Origin of the sequence: Paenibacillus sp. MAHUQ-63 (assembly GCF_028765165.1) — a bacterium.
Classification (GTDB): Bacteria; Bacillota; Bacilli; order Paenibacillales; family NBRC-103111; genus Paenibacillus_E.
The window spans coordinates 1-13,039 of the sequence record NZ_JARADB010000019.1 but is presented as its reverse complement, the minus strand read 5'-3'; the positions used below and the strand labels follow the sequence as shown (position 1 = coordinate 13,039).

Annotated in this window: 11 protein-coding genes, 22 tRNA genes and 1 rRNA gene; 7 read left to right on the top strand and 27 right to left on the bottom strand. The window is 49.8% G+C overall.

The genetic code is table 11. From position 1 onward, the window contains the following. Positions 1-349: 349 nt before the first annotated feature. Complete coding sequence (locus tag PUT07_RS35170) at positions 350-1,423, bottom strand: FUSC family protein (RefSeq protein WP_274473495.1); 1,074 nt, start codon at positions 1,421-1,423, stop codon at positions 350-352. Positions 1,424-1,557: 134 nt separating this feature from the next. Here PUT07_RS35170 and PUT07_RS35165 point away from each other — a divergent pair, with 134 nt between their 5' ends. Further along, the gene (locus PUT07_RS35165) at positions 1,558-2,145 is read left to right on the top strand and encodes an urea carboxylase-associated family protein (protein ID WP_274473494.1); all 588 of its coding nucleotides are present in this window, start codon (positions 1,558-1,560) and stop codon (positions 2,143-2,145) included. A 69-nt stretch (positions 2,146-2,214) separates the two neighbouring features. Further along, entirely contained in the window at positions 2,215-2,961 is a 747-nt protein-coding gene (locus tag PUT07_RS35160; protein WP_274473492.1) for a YqcI/YcgG family protein, read from the top strand. A 51-nt stretch (positions 2,962-3,012) separates the two neighbouring features. Here PUT07_RS35160 and PUT07_RS35155 read toward each other — a convergent pair whose 3' ends face one another. The 3 genes from PUT07_RS35155 to PUT07_RS35145 form a co-directional block, all read right to left on the bottom strand. Next, positions 3,013-3,645, bottom strand: a complete 633-nt coding sequence (locus PUT07_RS35155) for a spore coat protein (RefSeq protein ID WP_274473491.1) — start codon at positions 3,643-3,645, stop codon at positions 3,013-3,015. A gap of 74 nt (positions 3,646-3,719) precedes the next feature. Then, positions 3,720-4,298 (bottom strand): TetR/AcrR family transcriptional regulator, encoded by a 579-nt coding sequence (locus tag PUT07_RS35150; RefSeq protein ID WP_274473490.1) that lies wholly within the window; start codon positions 4,296-4,298, stop codon positions 3,720-3,722. Between the two features lie 218 nt (positions 4,299-4,516). Then, complete coding sequence (locus PUT07_RS35145) at positions 4,517-4,708, bottom strand: hypothetical protein (RefSeq protein WP_274473488.1); 192 nt, start codon at positions 4,706-4,708, stop codon at positions 4,517-4,519. Positions 4,709-4,901: 193 nt separating this feature from the next. On the opposite strand from PUT07_RS35145, the gene PUT07_RS35140 reads away from it, so the two are divergent. From PUT07_RS35140 to PUT07_RS35120, 5 genes are read left to right on the top strand one after another with little or no spacing between them, the layout of a single operon-like run. Next, entirely contained in the window at positions 4,902-5,345 is a 444-nt protein-coding gene (locus tag PUT07_RS35140; RefSeq protein WP_274473487.1) for a MarR family winged helix-turn-helix transcriptional regulator, read from the top strand. After that, a complete protein-coding gene (locus tag PUT07_RS35135; RefSeq protein ID WP_274473486.1) occupies positions 5,342-6,001 on the top strand; it encodes an HlyD family secretion protein in 660 nt (219 codons plus the stop codon). The genes PUT07_RS35140 and PUT07_RS35135 overlap by 4 nt, the downstream gene beginning before the upstream one ends. Positions 6,002-6,010: 9 nt before the next feature. After that, on the top strand, positions 6,011-7,324 hold the full coding sequence (locus PUT07_RS35130) for an efflux RND transporter periplasmic adaptor subunit (protein WP_274473485.1): 1,314 nt from the start codon (positions 6,011-6,013) through the stop codon (positions 7,322-7,324). 14 nt (positions 7,325-7,338) lie between these two features. Further along, complete coding sequence (locus tag PUT07_RS35125; RefSeq protein WP_274473484.1) at positions 7,339-8,964, top strand: DHA2 family efflux MFS transporter permease subunit; 1,626 nt, start codon at positions 7,339-7,341, stop codon at positions 8,962-8,964. A gap of 51 nt (positions 8,965-9,015) precedes the next feature. Continuing rightward, on the top strand, positions 9,016-10,764 hold the full coding sequence (locus PUT07_RS35120) for a hypothetical protein (RefSeq protein ID WP_274473483.1): 1,749 nt from the start codon (positions 9,016-9,018) through the stop codon (positions 10,762-10,764). 108 nt (positions 10,765-10,872) lie between these two features. Here the strand turns inward: PUT07_RS35120 and PUT07_RS35115 are convergent. The 23 genes from PUT07_RS35115 to rrf form a co-directional block, all read right to left on the bottom strand. Continuing rightward, positions 10,873-10,943 (bottom strand) — tRNA-Gly (locus PUT07_RS35115). Between the two features lie 18 nt (positions 10,944-10,961). Further along, positions 10,962-11,035, bottom strand: a tRNA-Pro gene (locus PUT07_RS35110). A 4-nt stretch (positions 11,036-11,039) separates the two neighbouring features. Beyond that, a tRNA-Leu gene (locus PUT07_RS35105) sits at positions 11,040-11,118 on the bottom strand. 5 nt (positions 11,119-11,123) lie between these two features. Beyond that, positions 11,124-11,200, bottom strand: a tRNA-Arg gene (locus PUT07_RS35100). Positions 11,201-11,220: 20 nt separating this feature from the next. After that, positions 11,221-11,306, bottom strand: a tRNA-Leu gene (locus tag PUT07_RS35095). A 16-nt stretch (positions 11,307-11,322) separates the two neighbouring features. Next, positions 11,323-11,393 (bottom strand) — tRNA-Cys (locus PUT07_RS35090). 5 nt (positions 11,394-11,398) lie between these two features. Continuing rightward, positions 11,399-11,470, bottom strand: a tRNA-Gly gene (locus PUT07_RS35085). Between the two features lie 30 nt (positions 11,471-11,500). Continuing rightward, positions 11,501-11,583 (bottom strand) — tRNA-Leu (locus tag PUT07_RS35080). 15 nt (positions 11,584-11,598) lie between these two features. Then, positions 11,599-11,674 (bottom strand) — tRNA-Lys (locus tag PUT07_RS35075). 10 nt (positions 11,675-11,684) lie between these two features. Next, positions 11,685-11,756: transfer RNA gene (locus tag PUT07_RS35070), tRNA-Gln, on the bottom strand. Positions 11,757-11,768: 12 nt separating this feature from the next. Then, positions 11,769-11,841 (bottom strand) — tRNA-His (locus PUT07_RS35065). Between the two features lie 18 nt (positions 11,842-11,859). Next, positions 11,860-11,941, bottom strand: a tRNA-Tyr gene (locus tag PUT07_RS35060). Between the two features lie 8 nt (positions 11,942-11,949). After that, positions 11,950-12,025: transfer RNA gene (locus tag PUT07_RS35055), tRNA-Thr, on the bottom strand. Between the two features lie 19 nt (positions 12,026-12,044). Then, positions 12,045-12,121, bottom strand: a tRNA-Asp gene (locus PUT07_RS35050). 14 nt (positions 12,122-12,135) lie between these two features. Next, positions 12,136-12,211, bottom strand: a tRNA-Val gene (locus PUT07_RS35045). A 14-nt stretch (positions 12,212-12,225) separates the two neighbouring features. Further along, positions 12,226-12,297 (bottom strand) — tRNA-Glu (locus PUT07_RS35040). A 21-nt stretch (positions 12,298-12,318) separates the two neighbouring features. Further along, positions 12,319-12,407: transfer RNA gene (locus PUT07_RS35035), tRNA-Ser, on the bottom strand. 9 nt (positions 12,408-12,416) lie between these two features. Further along, a tRNA-Met gene (locus PUT07_RS35030) sits at positions 12,417-12,493 on the bottom strand. Between the two features lie 20 nt (positions 12,494-12,513). Continuing rightward, a tRNA-Ser gene (locus tag PUT07_RS35025) sits at positions 12,514-12,602 on the bottom strand. A 20-nt stretch (positions 12,603-12,622) separates the two neighbouring features. Beyond that, positions 12,623-12,695 (bottom strand) — tRNA-Asn (locus tag PUT07_RS35020). A 3-nt stretch (positions 12,696-12,698) separates the two neighbouring features. Continuing rightward, a tRNA-Ala gene (locus PUT07_RS35015) sits at positions 12,699-12,774 on the bottom strand. A gap of 32 nt (positions 12,775-12,806) precedes the next feature. Then, positions 12,807-12,883, bottom strand: a tRNA-Ile gene (locus PUT07_RS35010). Positions 12,884-12,915: 32 nt separating this feature from the next. After that, positions 12,916-13,032: ribosomal RNA gene (gene rrf, locus PUT07_RS35005) — 5S ribosomal RNA — on the bottom strand. Between the last annotated feature and the right edge of the window lie 7 nt (positions 13,033-13,039).

The window sequence follows — 13,039 nt, the reverse complement described above, 5'->3', positions numbered from 1 at the left end:
AAATGACTTGCTAGCGAGATTGTTAATCTCATGTTTGAACGATTGCTCGTTCTGTTTACTCACTCGTTGTTCAGTTTTCAAAGATCAATGTCTTTCGTACACTGCCGCGTTTCCGAAGCAGCGAGAAATAATATACCACATCTGAATTTCATTTGCAAGCATTTAATTTCTGCATCCATTCGTGAAGTTACACAACACAATCAGATCTTCCATCTCGCTCACAACCGCTCCGTTAGAAGCAGGACTCATAATATAGCACATACAATTTCGAAATGCAACCTCCATTCCCTATTTTACGACAAAACCTCCTATCACCGGGTTACGCCCGGCAATCAGGAGGTCGAATGATTTATTTGAGTCTGATCCCTTTAAGCAGCAATTCGAGGGGCTCCCTCTCTTCCACTTCGCCGCGATTATCGTGCTCGACAAGCTTATCCAGCCTAGCCACTTGATGGCCATAATCGTAGATGGCCGCAGCCACGATGGACAATCGCAGCAAGCCTTCCGGCTGCTTCGTGTAGCGTTCGATGAGAACGGTCATGAAACGCTCATTTTCCGCCTCCATCTCCATGCCCTCCGAACTGTCGTCCTTCAGCTTGTCATCGAACTTCAGAAGCACATGTTCATGAAACTTAATTAGTCGCTCTATATGCTGATCGAAGTATTCGTCAATAGCTTCCGTCCGCGCCGCCTGAAAATAATGCTCGTCTACGGCATCCAGCACCTCAAGCCCTTTGTACATGACAAGAAGCTTCTGCTTGTACACGACCAGCTCGCGAATGCGGCTGAAACCATTGCCTTTGCCTTTGAGCTTCTTGATCTCTTCTTCCATGAGCCTGTATTTATCCGATAGCGACTTCAAGCCGCTCCGCAGCGCTTCTTTTTCATCCCGGAATACACTTTCCTTCATCTCGTTGGAGATTACAGTGCGAAGGAGGAGCGACATTTTGCTGAAAATAGACTGAATCTGGACAGCGAACTGCTCTTTGGGCTTGGGCGGAAAGAACAAGATATTCACGATAAAAGCACAACCGATTCCGATCAGGCTTAGCAGCAGCCGGTTTAGTGCGAACTGCCACTCCCCCGAAGCCTCCATGACAGCGACTACGGTGACGAGCGTAAGGCCGATTGTCTCTTCCATACCCATTCGCAGCGAGAGGATAATTACAATAATACATACAAGACCGATCGCTATCACATTATTCGAGAAGAACATTCCCGCCAACAGCGCAAGCGCGGCACCGAGAATATTCGTCTGCAGCTGGTCCAGGAAATAGCGCCACGACCGGTATATCGAGGGCTGCATGGCAAAGATTGCGGCAACAGCCGCAATAACAGGAGGGCTGAAGTTAAGCCAGGCGCTGATGTATAAGCTCAAAGCAACGGCGATACCCGTTTTCCAAACACGCGCACCGAAAACCATGAAATCCCCCTTATCTACAATAAATAATCATCATTCTTATCTTACACAGGCAGAGGGATGGATGCAAAAATAAAAACATCCGCTGCAAGCCATACTTGTAAAGTGATCCCAAAACCTGCTGGAGGTGATCAAGGATGAAACGAAAATGGCGTATACCGCCTATGCAAGGAATGGCGTTCAAGCTGAGTCAAGGGCAGTCGGTCCGAATCATTGATGTTGAAGGCGCGCAGGTGGCCGATCTGGTTGCCTACCGCCAGGACGATCTGCATGAACGGCTGGACCCTGGGGTGACGATGGATGCTTTGCACAAGATGAAAGTTAAGCCTGGTGACAATTTGTACACCAATATGTATAAGCCGATGTTCACTATCATTGCCGATACGGTTGGACAGCACGATTTCCTCAATCCGGCCTGCCGCAGTGAGATGTACGAACGGCTTTATGCCAAAAGCAATCACCCCAGCTGCTATAACATTCTGAACGAGGCTTTGGCCGAATTCGGCATTCCCGCACCTGATCAACATTACCCGTTCAATGCTTTCATGAACACAATCGTGCATCCTTTCGGGGAAATCACAATTAAGAGGCCGTTGTCCAAGCCTGGTGACTTCATAACACTGCGTGCTGAAATGGACGTGATTGCGGCCGTATCCGCATGTCCATGCTCGGAAAGCGCCTGTAATGGCTACCAATGCACCGCGATAGACCTGGAAATGATGTGAAACCCGGGACATTCACCCAACGCTTCTTCTCCGCATAAGATGCACCGAACGGAGTAAGGAGGGTTGGTTATGGTAGATTTGCGTACCAAAAGCTGGCTGGACGCTCACGGCAAAGAGCTGCCCGACTGGCAGCTGGATGCTTTTCACAAGTTCGGTCACATGATTGCGGATGAGGACAGAATGTTTCCCTGCATTCCGGGAAGGCAGGGCTTTCTTTCGGACAGCTTGCGCTTCGGCTTCGCGGGAGACCCCAATAATGACGAATCGATCGCTCATGTCGCGCAACTGCTGCTGCAGTACGGGGAATGTTCCCGCGATACGGGCAAGTATGCTTCGCTTGTCATATTTTTTGAAACAACGGAAGAGATGCGGCTGTATTCGGTGGAAGATTACGAGCAGCTATTCTGGTCCGTCCTGAACCGGGTAAGCGCCCTGGACCAGGTTCCATGGCCTGCGCACATTCCCCAAGACCCCTCACACCATAATTGGGAATATTGCTTTAGCGGTCACCCCTATTTCGCCTTCTGCGGAACGCCCGCCCATCAAGTTCGCAGAAGCCGGTGGACGCCTTACTTCCTTATTACGTTCCAGCCCCGTTGGGTGTTTGAGGAAATCAACGACTCCACGGCTTTCGGCCGGAATATGAAGAAGCAAATTCGCCAGAAGCTTGTCGAGTATGATGGCGTGCCGGCGCACCCCTCGCTCAAATGGTACGGCCAGAGCGACAATTTGGAATGGGAGCAATATTTTCTGCGTGATGACGAAAGTGTGGCGCCCAAGTGTCCTTTTGCCGCGATGGCCCTAAGAAAAGGGTAAATGAAAAAACCAGCATAAGCCATAATGCGGCTCAGCTGGTTCTTCCCTATGTTAATGAATCGGTGCACGGTTATTCGGAGGCATTTGGGGCATACCTTGTACCGGCACGAACGTATTGAGCATCTTCTGCATGTCGTCGGTTCCGAGCTGCGGAACTTGGTAGTAGGCGTTGCGGTTTTGATATAAGAAGATTTCGTAAGCCATTTCGATAAAGTTCTGTACTTGGGAGGCCAGCACGCGGCGCACCGTCGGATTCGTTACCTCAAGGGAGGTCATCGTCAAGAGCGACGCATGGGATTTAATAAGTCCCAGCATATGTGCGCTGATGCCGGCATCCTTCACGTCCGCCAACGACTGATTCGGCTTCTTAGGCTGCGTCGGTTTGATGCCATAAATCGGTTGAGACAGATTGCGGATCATGTACGTTTGTGTTTCGTTGTGCGGCTTTTGACCGGTCGTGAAGCATTCAGCCGTCAGGTTATAGTGGTAAAGCGTGAAGCTGTACTGGTGGTCCAGAATATCCAACAGCTCTGGGTCTTGTACGAACTGCCGGAACATCATAAATTGATCCAGGACGTTAATCGTACAGGAAAGCACTTCATGCAAATCGAAGAGCTCATGCCCGCCGTGGTTCATTTGCGGTGCCATTTGGTTCATGTTGTTATATGGTGTTTGCTGCTGCATGTCTCGAAGTCTCCTTTAATAAGTAATTGGGAACTTCGATAATATGAGTCAAATCAGCGGAAATTATACCCGGTTTAGGGTTGTAGACTACGGAAAAACAATTCAAAGCTTACCGCCATCTGATTGTTCAGCTTCTCATCGCCCATCCCCATCCCCCACGACAAGAGCACGCCCATATAAGTCTGAATCGCTTGGTCAGCGATCATCTCGGCCGGGAAAACGGTGGAGAATTCCCCTCGCTTTTGGGCCTCCTCAACAAGCGGGATAAGAATGATTTTCATCTCACCCAGCATTTGCAGATGATGGGACAGCGATTTCTCATTGCCAAGGCTGCTTTGGAAAATAGCTCGAACAAGCTGTCTTGTATAAGGAACAAGCCGAACAAGCTCCATCAGAAACTCCCGCAGATGCGGAAGGATCGGGCCGCTCTTGTCTTTCAGCTTGACGAATTCGGTCGTTGCCCAGAATGTCTGTATATCGCATAGCACATCTTCTTTGCATTCAAAATAATTAAAAAACGTCCCTTTCCCCACACCGGCACGTTCCGTTATTTGATGAACTGTCGTCGCTTCGTAGCCCTGCTCCGCAAATAACTCGAGCGCTGTGTCCATGATCTTCTTGCGTGTGGCACGCTTCTTCTCCTCGCGGTTCATAGGTTCATCTCCGTAATTGCAAATGTGTCTTCATATGGTTCAAGTATAGAGGAATAGCCATGGATGTTCAACGCATAAAATGACCGCAGGTCCAATTTACACATGGCATGCATGCGCAGCGGAAGAACAAACCGTTGTCCACCACAGACAGCCGCGTACCGCGAAAAGCCTGAGGCTCAGCCTCAGGCTCTTGCGATGTTCACAATCTATAGATTGCGCTAGCTTGAACTGACTACAACTCCCCTGCAGTACTTGCAAACTGCCGCATCGATTTCAATTTCTTCATTGCAGTAGGAGCAAGGCTTATGCGTCTGAACACCTGCCGGCTCCACCGATTTTTTCTTCTTCACGCTGGCTGCGATCAACAAGCCGATAACCACAATAACCACGGCGACTATCCAATAAATCATAGTGAAACACCTCCTAGTTGATTAACCAACTTTTGATGAATCCTTATATGTATATTCGCCTATGCCCGTCCATTTGTCTTTGTCCTTCAGATTCTACATATTCCCAGATATCTTAAAGCGTGCTATTATGGTTGATGCCACGAATGTTTCGCATTCGAAATATTCGTATTCGAACATATTAGGAGGGTCGTATTTGGAAGACATCAGAGATCTTGTCGCTGAATTCTCGCGGCTGCATAAGTTACGGGCGTCTTTACTGTACCGCGAGTTACAACGCGAAGAGCTTACAGGACCGCAGTTGTTTATCTTAAGGGAGTTGTTTCAGCAGGAGCCCAAGAAGCTCGGGGATCTTGCGCAGTCCGTGCATCTCAGCAATAGCACGGTATCCGGCATAGTTGACCGCCTGGAACGCGATGGGCTGGTAGTTCGAAAGAGAGATGAGCAAGATCGCAGGGTCGTGTGGATTGAAACGACGGAGCGCTGTCTTCAGCTGAAAAAAACAAAGATTGAAGCTTTGAATAGAAAGTTCTATGAAGGATTAGAACATGCATTTGCCCCCGCACAGTTGGAAACATGCAAAGAAGTGGTCGGAATACTCATTAAACATTTGGAGAGAAAGCTGGAGGGAACGGTATGAAACGCAAATTAATTTTGGTTGTTATTCTGGCTGTCATCGTCATTAGCGGAGCCTATATCGGAGGTTATTACTGGTACCAGGGCGCTAACTACGTATCGACGGACAACGCCCGTATCGCTGGTGATATTTATCGCGTCATGCCCCGCATTGCCGGCAAAATCAATACGCTTGGCATTAAAGTTGGCGATACGGTTGTGGCTGACCAAATTGTCGGACAGCAAGATATTACGAACTTATCGAATAGTTTATTGGATCAAGCGGCACTGCGCTCCCCAATTAGCGGAACTGTCATCCAAACGGCCGCCAAGGTCGGCGAAGTGGTGTCTCCCGGGCAATCCGTTGCCATGATTGTTGACAAAAACGCTTTGTACATATCGGCAGACATCGATGAGACGAAAATCAAAAAAATTCACATCGGCCAGCCGGTTACCTTCGATATCGATACCTACGACGGAACCGAATTCCGAGGGAAAGTGACGGAGATCGGCCAAGCGACCGCCTCTACTTTCTCCTTGCTTCCGACAACCAGCTCGAGCGGAAATTTCACGAAAGTTACACAGCGGATGAATGTCAAGATTTCCATAGACGATTATCAAGGATTGGATCTGGCGCCAGGGATGAATGCTGCGATCAAAATCCATATCAAAGGGGAGTAACGATTACCCATGAAAAAACATCTTAATGTTGCTATATCTCTCAGTGTTCTAGCTGGTTCCATGCTGCTTGCGAGCGGCTGCACCTCTTCCCCGACGAACGCTGCGCAATCCGTTCCCAACGTTAAAGTCATGAAAATCAACAGCTCGAATGCGGTGGGTGCGAGCGGTAAGCTGGCGTCCGATCAAACCGTCCAAGTGGTGTCCAAAATCAGCGGTAAAATCGCCTCTATTGCTGTAGAAGAAGGCGCTAAAGTGAAAAAAGGCGATCTGCTTGTCCAGCTCGACACCGAAGATTTGCTTCAACAGTTGGAGCAAGCTCAAGCCGGACTGACCGCATCCCAAGCCAAACTGGCGGACACGGAAGCAGGCGCCCGTTCGCAAGATCTACAAGCCGCTGCGGCAGCGGTAGAACAAGCCAAAGCGGCGGTTAACCAAGCCAAGGCAGGCGTATCGCAAGCCCAGGCCGCTTATGATCTTGTGAGCAAAAACTACAATCATGCGAAAAACTTCTACGATCAAGGCGATGTAAGCTCCGACGAGTTGGATAAAGTAACGCTGGATTATGAAAAAGCCAAGGCTGCCACGGAATCCGCGATTTCGCAGCAGCAAGCGGCGACCTCACAGTTGTCTGCTGCTGAGGCTAAGCTGAGCTTGACGAAGGAAGGCGCAACAGCCAATACATTGGAGCAGCTCAGAGCCGATGTAGCCGCGAAGCAGGCTGCGTTGAATCTCATTCAAATCGCAGTTAAAAATGCCGGCGTCGTATCCCCCATCGATGGAATCATCGTGAAAAAGAACGTGAACGCGGGAGAAATGGCGCAGGCGGGCGCTGCCTTATTGACCGTTGTTAACATGGATAAAGTGAAGGTTGAAGTCAGCGTTCCCGAAGGAATGATTAATGCCATTAAGCAAGGAGCTAAGGGTACCGTAACCGTTCCTAGCATTCCAGGGAAAACCTTCGAAGGCACCATCACCTTCATAAGTCCTGTTTCCGATACGAATAATAATACATTTCCCATTAAGTTAACGGTCGACAATCCGGACGGAACGCTGCATGCCGGTGCCGTTGCCAGCGTTGCCTTCGGCGGGAACGCCAGCGAAAGCCGCGTCGAAGTACCCAAGATCGCCCTGATTCAGAAAGACGGCAAATCAATTGCTTACAAGCTCAACGGCGACACGGTACAATCCGTGCAGCTGCAAACCGAAGACAAGAATCAAGATTGGGTATACCTTAAGGGGGATTCGGCTCTGAAACCGGGTGATAAAGTGATCTTGAATCCCGGCGACAAACTGACCGACGGAGCCAAGGTTCATGCGGAGTAAAGGAGGCTGCAAGCATGTCAACAGCAACGGCAGAAACAGATACTCCCGCAGTTGAGCAGCAAGAGGAGAAAATTACAGTTTATCAGTGGCTAGCGCTAGTCGTCCTCATTCTTGGTACCTTCTTAGCCATTCTCGATAATAGTTTAATGAACGTTGCGATTCCCAAGCTTATGGCTGTATTCGGTTCTACGGCGACGGAAATTGAATGGGTCGTTACAGGGTATATGCTTGCTTCGGCTGTCGTCGTCCCCATGGGCGGCTTCCTGGCTGACCGATTCGGTTATAAAACAACGTTCCTCACGACCGTGGGCGCCTTCATCGTCGGTTCGATTCTTTGCGGGATCGCTTGGAGCGACACGAGTCTCACGATTTTCCGAATTATCCAAGGGCTTGGCGGAGGATTCATTATGCCTGTCGGTATGGCCATGCTGTACCAAATCATGCCGCGCAGCAAAATCCAAGTAGCCATGGGAATCTGGGGGATTGCGGCTATGGCCGCGCCGGCCATGGGACCAACGTTAAGCGGTTATTTAGTCGATAATTTCAGCTGGCGGTATTTATTTTACATCAACGTTCCTATTGGTATCGTAGCTGTCGGCCTTGGTCTGGTCATCTTGAAAGAGACGCCGCGGCATGAGGGTCTGAAGTTCGATTATGTCGGCAGTATATTGTGTATGATTGTTTTCAGCACACTGCTTCTGGCGTTAACCGACGGGCAAGCCGACGGGTGGACGTCGTTCTATATCGTGAGCTTATTTTTCATTTCTATCTCGAGCTTCATCATTTTAATCTGGTTAGAGCTAGGCAAAGATAATCCGATTATGGATTTTCGCTTATTCAAGAATCCTGTTTTCACGCTGAGCTTGGCGGCCTCCAGCTTCGTAATGATTTCCATGCAGGGCGGCATTTATATGATGCCCATTTTCATGCAAAACGTAACGGGGCTAACGCCTATGCAAACCGGGCTGGTCATGATGCCGCAGTCGATCGCCATGGCTTTCATGATGCCGATCGCAGGCAAGCTCGTCTCGAAATATGGAGTCGTCCCGCTAAGTATCGTAGGTTTGGCCATTATTGGCTTTACGACGCTCGAGATGCATGTGCTCTCCCAAGACACCTCGATCCATTGGATCAGCGGATTGCTCGTCATCCGGGGCGTCGGTATTGGTCTATGCATGATGCCGTTATCTTCCGCCGGTATGAATACCTTACCGAACCATCTGATCGGCAGAGCCTCCTCCGTATCGAATGTTATCCGAAATGTCATGGCGTCGCTCGGCATTGCGCTGCTGACCAGTATCATGAACAACAAATCATCGCAATACGGAGTCAGATTCAATGAAGCTATCTCTACGAATACACCTGCTTATGCGGATTTCCAAACCAATGTCGTACATCGCTATTTGGAGCTGGGAACGGATACGAATTCTGCTGCCAGTGGCGTGATCGGGGTGCTGTACGGATTGGTGCAGAAAGAAGCTCTCACTCGAGCGATCGCGGACACATTAATGCTTTCGGCCATTCCGGCTTTTATTGCAATCGTCATGGTTATTTTCATGAAGCGGAAAAAGAAAGAGGTTATTGCCGAACAGGGAAGCGCCGATAACGATGCTAAACACCATGTGATGATTGAAATGTAAAAGAAGATTTTGAAACAAAGTTTTTTTAAAAAACTTAGGGGGAACTAAACGATGAGAATTCCATTCAAACAAGCAGCCATATCGTTCGTATTGTCGTCCTCTCTGCTCATATCGGGACTCCCTGCATGGGCAGATGGAACAGATGCCAATACAGCTATAGGGCAAACAGCCGCTGTCTATACGATCGCCAATCATCTTCAGGTAACGGTCGAAGGGATCTCTACCGAGAAGATAGCCGGCGGGGTGCGAATCGGCTCCGTAATTCGAACCATCAACACAAGCGATCAAACCTTACGCGTTCCGGATTTCGAGCTTCAAGTAAAGACCGCGAGCGGAACCGAATATACACTGCGTCCGAGCAGCAGCAACGCTCACGGGGTACAGCCGGAATCTGAAGTTGAATTGACGTTTATGAAAGTGATCAATCGGCAAACGGAAGTGAGTTTGAGCGAGCTGTCGCTCGTTGATGTGGATTATGATGTGTATCCCAAAAAGGAAACAACCCTGTTCACGGCTCCAATCTCCGGAAACGTGTGGAATGCGAATCGCGGTGAGTTTGGCAACGCTTTGGTTCCTGTGAAGTGGGGGGAAACCTTCAGCATCCCTACCGTGGAATCTCCCCTGCAGTACAAAACCGTAGATATGACCAAAACGAATAGTGCCGATGGCGTCGTCTATCTGGTGAAACTATTGGTAACCAACCCTAGCGACCAATCCGAAACGCTGCCGGCCATTCAGCTGGATGGGAAGTCTTCCGCGAATCTATATACAGGCAAACAGGCCGAATCAGGTCCAGTCCTGCTGGATGCAGGCGAGAGCAAATATGTGCACTTTGCGATTCGGACCGATATGGATACCGTGCTGGACAGCCTCAATGTTCTGACATCGGAAAATTTTACGCAAGCCGATTCTTCAGGCAATACGAAGACTTCGACTTTCACCTTGGGGAAACTCAATCTTGAACTGCCGAGTGCCGCTGGCGCAGCTAGCAGCTATACCTATGGTACTCCTATTGCTTTCGAGCAATGGAATGATGTGATTAATCAGGATCTTGATGTCGCTTTGGTGGAACTGCATGTGGCGGATAACAAAGATCAAGGCAGCAAGGTAGCTTTTGCTAAATTTACTTTGACGAACAAAGGGGTAAGTGCTGTTCCTGTCCCTGCTTTCCAAACGATGCTGTCGAGTCCATCCGGCTATGATTATACGGGATATAGACAAAGCGATGTGCAAAAAACCATTGCTCCGGGAACCTCTGCGGTTGTCAGCTATGGCTTCGTTCTCCCTGTCGCGGAGACCAGCGATCACTTTACAATGAAAGTGCAAAACGAAATCCAAGGGGAATCGAACGCAGGCTCTGTACCGGCTTTCAAATCAACGATTGCCTCCTATCAAGTTACGGCCCAGGCGCAAGAAGATAGACACGAGATCGCCCTGTATCCGTACAAAGTGAATATCAAAGATTATTTCTTATCGCAAATCACATCCCCTGGACAAACGATTGCACTCAGCTATACGTATAAACTACAGCTATACTTGGATCTGATTCGTGATCCGAAAGTGTTGGTAGACGATAATTTCTCCAAATTAAAATTCGAACTGGTTGATGCTGCCGGAAGCATTATCGGCTCCAAAACGTTCCCATTCACGGGAACTGACCGTCTGGTGAATGGCAAGCAAACGCTGACCTTCAACAACCTGACAACAGACCAGATTCAAAATCATGTCACTGTTAACGTATATGAAGTGTTACATACTCCGACGGGCGATGTGGATCGTTTGATCGCTGAGTTGAAATAATCGGAGAAAAGGGATCCTTACTCTTGTAAGGATCCCTTTTCGTATTTTCCTCCCCACTTTCCAGCTTTAAACGCAGAAAAACCACCCGAAGGTGGTTTCTCATTTGAAAGCGGGTGATGGGAATCGAACCCACGCTACCAGCTTGGAAGGCTGGAGTTCTACCATTGAACTACACCCGCAAGGTGTATTTAAATCAATCGGGACGACACGATTTGAACATGCGACCCCCTGCTCCCAAAGCAGGTGCTCTACCAAGCTGAGCTACGTCCCGTCGATACCGGCGAGAGGACTCGAACCTCCACTCGTGAGAACTCGATTTTGAGTCGAGCGCGTCTGCCATTCCGCCACGCCGGCTTAGGTGGCGCGCCCTGAGAGATTCGAACTCCCGACCTTTTGATTCGTAGTCAAATACTCTATCCAGCTGAGCTAAGGGCGCAAATGTTATTCAATTGAAAGTGCCGAAGACCGGACTTGAACCGGTACGATAGTCACCTATCGCAGGATTTTAAGTCCTGTGCGTCTGCCGATTCCGCCACTCCGGCTTAATGTGAAGGCAGAAGGCGCTACCCAGATTCGAACTGGGGGTAAAGCTTTTGCAGAGCTCTGCCTTACCACTTGGCTATAGCGCCGAAAAAGCGGAAGACGGGATTCGAACCCGCGACCCTCGCCTTGGCAAGGCGATGCTCTACCCCTGAGCCACTTCCGCATGAATGGGTGCTCTCAAATGATTGAGAGATGGTGCGCGTAGAGGGACTTGAACCCCCACGGTCGCCCGCTAGATCCTAAGTCTAGTGCGTCTGCCAATTCCGCCATACGCGCATGTGAAAAGACAAATGGTGAGTCATGTAGGATTCGAACCTACGACACCCTGATTAAAAGTCAGGTGCTCTACCAACTGAGCTAATGACTCACAAGAAGAACTGGGGATCAAGGATTCGAACCTTGGAATGACGGAGTCAAAGTCCGTTGCCTTACCGCTTGGCTAATCCCCAATATGTAAAGAGGGCGATCGACGGGACTTGAACCCGCGAGTGCTGGAGCCACAGACCAGTGCGTTAACCACTTCGCCACGACCGCCGTAATGAAGAAAAACAATGGAGGCTGATGGATTCGAACCACCGAACTCGGAGAGAGCAGATTTACAGTCTGCCGTGTTTAGCCACTTCACTAAGCCTCCACATTGCATGGTGCCGTCGAGAGGACTTGAACCCCCAACCTACTGATTACAAGTCAGTTGCTCTACCAGTTGAGCTACAACGGCATATTCATTTGTTGAAAAATGGCGGAGCCGACGGGATTCGAACCCGCGGTCTCCTGCGTGACAGGCAGGCATGTTAGGCCTCTACACCACGGCTCCGCGTTTAATTATGATGGTGGAGGCTGACGGGATCGAACCGCCGACCCTCTGCTTGTAAGGCAGATGCTCTCCCAGCTGAGCTAAGCCTCCATGTATGAAAGAAGTGACCCGTAGGGGACTCGAACCCCTGTTACCTCCGTGAAAGGGAGGTGTCTTAACCACTTGACCAACGGGCCGGATTATAAGAAGTGTATCGACGGAGAGAGAGGGATTCGAACCCTCGCACCACTTACGCAGTCTAACCCCTTAGCAGAGGGTCCCCTTATAGCCACTTGGGTATCTCTCCAATTTGAACTGGTAGCGGCGGAGGGGCTCGAACCCCCGACCTTACGGGTATGAACCGTACGCTCTAGCCAGCTGAGCTACGCCGCCATCATACATTCTATAAGAAACGGAGAAGGAGGGATTCGAACCCTCGAGACGCTTGTGACGCCTACACGATTTCCAATCGTGCTCCTTCGGCCAGCTCGGACACTTCTCCTAGTATTTATGGGTAAGGAACTCCCCGAACAGGACTCGAACCTGTGACAACTCGATTAACAGTCGAGTGCTCTACCAACTGAGCTATCAGGGAATATGGTGGAGCCAAGCGGGATCGAACCGCTGACCTCCTGCTTGCAAGGCAGGCGCTCTCCCAGCTGAGCTATGGCCCCATATCTTTTGACTGGATAATCTGTTGTATAAATGGTGGGCCCTAGTGGACTCGAACCACCGACCTCACCCTTATCAGGGGTGCGCTCTAACCAGCTGAGCTAAGGGCCCAGATGTTTAACCAGTCACCCTCAAGGGGTTCTGCTTGGCGACGTTCTACTCTCCCAGAACCCTGCGGTTCAAGTACCATCGACGCTGGAGGGCTTAACGGTCGTGTTCGAGATGGGAACGCGTGGGTCCCCTCCGCCATCATCACCAAACAGTCAA

Bases quoted from the DNA above. Each gene is read 5' to 3' on its own strand.
- PUT07_RS35170 (WP_274473495.1), bottom strand. From the start codon at position 1,423: ATGGTTTTCGGTGCGCGTGTTTGGAAAACGGGTATCGCCGTTGCTTTG.
- PUT07_RS35155 (WP_274473491.1), bottom strand. From the start codon at position 3,645: ATGCAGCAGCAAACACCATATAACAACATGAACCAAATGGCACCGCAA.
- PUT07_RS35160 (WP_274473492.1), top strand. From the start codon at position 2,215: ATGGTAGATTTGCGTACCAAAAGCTGGCTGGACGCTCACGGCAAAGAG.
- PUT07_RS35135 (WP_274473486.1), top strand. From the start codon at position 5,342: ATGAAACGCAAATTAATTTTGGTTGTTATTCTGGCTGTCATCGTCATT.
- PUT07_RS35145 (WP_274473488.1), bottom strand. From the start codon at position 4,708: ATGATTTATTGGATAGTCGCCGTGGTTATTGTGGTTATCGGCTTGTTG.
- PUT07_RS35125 (WP_274473484.1), top strand. From the start codon at position 7,339: ATGTCAACAGCAACGGCAGAAACAGATACTCCCGCAGTTGAGCAGCAA.
- PUT07_RS35150 (WP_274473490.1), bottom strand. From the start codon at position 4,298: ATGAACCGCGAGGAGAAGAAGCGTGCCACACGCAAGAAGATCATGGAC.
- PUT07_RS35165 (WP_274473494.1), top strand. From the start codon at position 1,558: ATGAAACGAAAATGGCGTATACCGCCTATGCAAGGAATGGCGTTCAAG.
- PUT07_RS35120 (WP_274473483.1), top strand. From the start codon at position 9,016: ATGAGAATTCCATTCAAACAAGCAGCCATATCGTTCGTATTGTCGTCC.
- PUT07_RS35130 (WP_274473485.1), top strand. From the start codon at position 6,011: ATGAAAAAACATCTTAATGTTGCTATATCTCTCAGTGTTCTAGCTGGT.